Annotated in this window: 1 protein-coding gene; it reads left to right on the forward strand. The window is 57.4% G+C overall.

From position 1 onward, the window contains the following. The coding region (locus tag F4Y38_04195) for a response regulator (GenBank protein ID MXY48486.1) at positions 1–2,293 on the forward strand (2,293 nt) is incomplete at its 5' end. Positions 2,294–3,139: the final 846 nt, after the last annotated feature.

Genomic DNA, 3,139 nt, shown 5'->3' on the forward strand with positions numbered 1-3,139 from the left:
ATTGAGCGCAGCGGTTCTGCGTGTCAACTCTAGCCTTGATCTCGATACGGTTCTGTACGAAATCCTGGCAAGCACCCGTGACCTGGTCGGCGCCCGCTACGGCGTGATCACTACCATTGATGAGACGGGGGAGCCGCACGACTTTCTCACCTCCGGCTTTAGCCCTGAGGAAGAGCGACAGTTGATGGAGTGGCCCCCCGCATTGCGTTTCTTCGAGCACCTCCGCGACCTTCCAGGGCCGCTCAGGCTGGCAGACGTGCCCGCCTACATCCGCTCTTTGGGCTACGTCCCGGACCCGATTCTTCCAAAGACCTTCCAGGCGACCCCGATGCTTCACCGCGGCGTGCACGTGGGGACCTTCTTCCTCGGAAGGAAGCAGGGCGGTCATGAGTTCACCGTTGAGGACGAAGAGGTTCTGGTGCTGTTCGCCTCCCAAGCGGCGGCGGCCATCGCCAACGCCCGCACACACCGGGACGAGCAGCGGGCACGGTCGAGCCTGGAAGCCCTGGTCGATACATCCCCGGTGGGCGTCGTGGTCTTTGATGCGAAGACCGGTCAACCGGTGTCTTTCAATCGGGAGGCGAGGCGGATCGTCGAGGGACTGCGCATGCCCGGCCATGGCGTGGAGCAGCTGCTGGAGGTATTGACGTGCCGCTTCTCCGACGGGAGTGAAGTGGCCCTTGCGGAATATCCGATCAAACGAGTGATAGACGACGCTGTTACCATGCGCGCCGAGGAGGTCGTGCTCTCGGTTCCTGATGGCCGAAGAACCACGATGCTCGTCAACTCCACCCCGATCCACGCCACCGGCAATGCAGTCGAGTCAATGATCGTCACTATGCAGGATTTGGCGCCATTCCAGGAACTGAACCGGTTGCGGGCGGAATTTCTGGGCATGGTGAGCCACGAACTGCGTGCGCCGCTCGCTGCCATCAAAGGTTCGGCCGCGACCGTGCTAGGTAGCTCGCGGGTTCTGGACCGAACCGAGATGCAGCAGTTCTTCCGGATCATCGAAGGGCAGGCCGATCATATGGACAATCTGATCAGCGACCTGCTTGATGCGGGGCGCATTGACTCTGGCACGCTGTCGGTCGACTCCAGGCCAGTGCAGGTGTCCGAACTGGTGGAGCAGGCCCGGACCACCTTCTTAAGTGGCGGCGGCAGGCAGACCATCCGCATTGACCTGCCGCTGGACTTGCCCCGTGTGATGGCCGACGAACAACGCATCGTTCAGGTACTGAACAACCTCTTCTCCAACGCGTCCCTGTACGCCCCCGAGTCGTCGGTCATCCATGTCGGTGCGATGCGTGATGGGGTCTACGTCGCTATTTCGGTAACAGACGAAGGCCAGGGGGTGTCGCCCGAGCAGTTGCCGTACCTGTTTCGGAAGTACACTGGGGTCGGAGCCCGGCCGCGTGGCTTCGGCCTAGGTCTGGCCATCTGCAAGGGATTGGTGGAAGCCCACGGGGGCCGCATCCGAGCCGAGAACGCCAGTCCCGGGCAAGGAACCCGGTTCACCTTCACAATTCCTGTGGTCAAGGACGCCGAAGATGATGGGATCGAGACTCGGAGACACGGGCGGCGTGCGGATCGGCGGAGACCGCTCGTGCTTGCAGTTGACGACGATCCTCAGTTTCTGGGGCATGTACGGGCAACCCTTAACGGCGCCGGTTTTGGCCTGCTTACAACAGGCAACCCGAATGAAGTGGCCGACCTGGTTGAAAGACACGATCCCCATTTGGTACTGCTGGACCTGCTGCTGCCCGAGATGGACGGCATAGAGCTGATGCAAAGGGTTCCGGCGCTGACGGATCGGCCGGTCATCTTCCTGTCCGCCTATGGCCGAGATGAAACGGTTGTCAGGGCCTTGGAGATTGGAGCCGTAGATTACATTGTGAAGCCGTTTTCGCCCACGGAACTGGTGGCCAGGATCCAGACGGCGCTGCGCAAGAGCGAAGTGTTCCCCGTATCATTTGAGTCGGGGGCTCTTGTGATTAACTACGAAGAGCGTCGGGTTACCGTGCGTGAAGTTCCGGTGGAGCTTACTGCCATTGAGTTCGATCTGCTGCGTTTCCTTTCAATCAACGCCGGTCGGGTAGTGACCTATGAGAACCTGTTGCGTAGCGTGTGGCACTTGGACGGTCTTGAAGATAGGCGACGGGTCCGGGCTTTCGTGAAAAAATTGCGAGACAAGCTCGGCGACGATGCCGTAAACCCAACGTACATCTTCACCGAGCCGCGGGTAGGCTACCGTATGCAAAGAGCCGACGACGAGCCAGAGATCTCGAGTTGAAGCAAGAATGAGAACCCATTGAGCTTTCAGTACTGCAGAGGACCATAGGGGCCAGAGGTTCAGGAATTGCGGGAAGTAGCGCCAGGGTTGATTCCAGACCTGATGTGTCAACCGGGTGTTCTGCGCCGTCCACCCTTTTAGGAACTGTCCACGGAGGCAAAGAAAATGAATCCGTCTCATACAGTATTACCACTAAGCCGAGACGGTTATAGTTCTGCTACGATCATCTCACATTTCGTGAGGGCCATAGAAGCGCTCAGAAATCAACGACCATTCGAAAAGGGTATCCCTTACCCCCCTCTGAAACAAAAGGCCCAAAACTGCACGAGAGTGCCGATCTTGCAATCATTGAATCCGTTCCCCGCCCGATCTCCTGGATGCATGAACGAAATCTTATCCTTGGATACGGCTAGGCACTGTTTCATCGAACACTGGAGCTTCATTAAACTCTGGATAGTTGCGCCTGCAAGATCATCCGCTTCAGAATTCCAACCTGATCTCGAAAATGAATCCGGCGCAATCCATCAGTTTCCAGCAGATGCTTAAATGCCTCTCAATTTTCTCCCTTTCGCTGAGTTATCAATAAATTTTACCGCTTACCATCTGTCCGGCAATGGTTTGATGAACCGGATCTTGTTGCCCTTTATTCTTCCTACTCTAGTTTCTACTCGACGTTATTGCTCGCAAATATAGCCACGCAACCCGCTCCCCGTATGACAAGGTGTAGCAACATGAGAGCGCCCCGGCGCTGTTCAGCACCGGGGCGCTCTTTTAGTAGTCGGAATGTTATTTCGTACTACGTGATCTACACTCCTACTTCACCAGCATCATGCGTCCAGTCTTCAC

This window comes from Gemmatimonadota bacterium, assembly GCA_009838645.1.
Lineage (GTDB): Bacteria > JAAXHH01 > JAAXHH01 > JAAXHH01 > JAAXHH01 > JAAXHH01.